General features: G+C 64.7%; 1 protein-coding gene. It reads left to right on the top strand.

The features are described from left to right. Positions 1-829, top strand: an 829-nt coding sequence (locus AC1VAN_RS20980) for an isopenicillin N synthase family dioxygenase (protein ID WP_480986655.1), incomplete at its 5' end; no start/stop codon positions are given. Between the last annotated feature and the right edge of the window lie 858 nt (positions 830-1687).

Raw genomic sequence — 1687 nt, 5'->3', positions numbered from 1 at the left:
CAACCACGGCATCCCGCAGGCCGACATCGATGCGGCCTACGACGTCTTCAAGGCCTTCTTCGCACTGCCGGATGAGACGAAGCGGAAGTACCACGTGGCTGGCAGCGGCGGCGCCCGTGGCTATACCCCGTTCGGTGTGGAGACCGCCAAGGGCTCCAAGCACTTCGACCTGAAGGAGTTCTGGCACATCGGTCGCGAGATCGCCGACGACTCCAAGTACCGGGACGTGATGGCGCCGAACCTGTGGCCGTCCGAGGTCGAGGGCTTCCGTGAGCGTGGTTACGGCCTGTACCAGGCGTTGGACAACCTGGGTTCGCGCGTGCTTTCGGCCCTGGCCCTGCACATCGGCCTGCCGGAGCACTTCTTCGCCGACAAGACCAATTTCGGCAATTCGATCCTGCGCCCGATCCATTACCCGCCGATCACCACCGACGACATTCCCAACGTGCGCGCTGGTGCGCATGGCGACATCAACTTCATCACGCTGCTGGTCGGTGCCAGCGCGGCAGGCCTGGAAGTGCAGTCGCATGACGGGGACTGGGTGCCGTTCACCTCGGACGCGGACACCATCGTGGTCAACATCGGCGACATGCTGCAGCGCCTGACCAACCACGTGTATCCGTCGACCATCCACCGGGTGGTCAATCCCCCGGGTGAGCTGGCCCGCCAGCCGCGCTATTCGGTGCCGTTCTTCCTGCACCCGAACCCGGATTTCCTGATCGACGTGCTGCCCTCGTGCATCACCGAGGAGAACCCGAGCCGGTACCCGGAACCGATCACCGCGCACGGCTTCCTCGAAGAGCGCCTGCGCGAGATCAAGCTGAAGTAACAAGAAGGCCGCCGAAAGGCGGCCTTCTTGTTACGGCTAGCGCCGGGCCATGCCCGGCGAGYGCAGCGGAGGGTATTCGGCAGGGTTGCACCCTGCACCCGCAGAGGCCAGAGCCAAAGCCAAGGCCAAGGCCAAGGCCAAGGCCAAAGCCAAAGCCAAAGCGGCTCTGGGTTTCTGTGGGTTGGGCGGGGCGGTGTGGGCTGGCAGGACACGCCGTAAACCCGTCCATGGGGGCTCGATGGCGCCTTGCTCGTGTGCGCTGTCCTGCGCACACGGCAAGACCGGGGTTGGGCGTCCTGCCCAACCTGCCCGAGGCATGCCTCGGGCCCATGGCGCCAACGGTCCTGCCAACCCACACCGCCCCACCCCCGACAAWTTCCCGCGGCTGTTGGTAGGTGTCGACCTTGGTCGACACGATCTATCTATTTATCCACGCCATGCGTGGATGAGATCTGTCAGGTCTCGAGGCAGGAAGGAGTTGAAGCTCTGCTTTCGCTTTTGGGGGTCAGATCCCGGCGGCCGCCCGGGATGCTGCCTTTGCCTTTGCTCTTCTTTTTTCTTTCCGTGGCGGGCGGGAACCGCCGGAATGTGTCAGGGGCCGGCCGGGTGGGCTGCGCAGGGGCGCAGGCGCCATGGATGGCGCCTACGAGCTTACAAGGACGTACTTGCAGCGTCCCCTGCGCAACCCACCCGACCGGCCAGCCTCCATATCCCCACCGGGCTCTCCGCGACCAACCAGCCCCAACCCCCGCCACGAGGGGCTGCGCCGTTGGCTGAAAATCCATGTAACCGCTTACACGGAAACGGTTTTTTGCCGCAGCAGGTATCATGGGCGGCTGAGTTCACACAGGAGCCACC

The organism is Stenotrophomonas sp. 05L44_2, assembly GCF_056665995.1.
The sequence above is the reverse complement of the archived record's forward strand: the minus strand, read 5'-3'. Positions and strand labels throughout refer to the sequence as shown.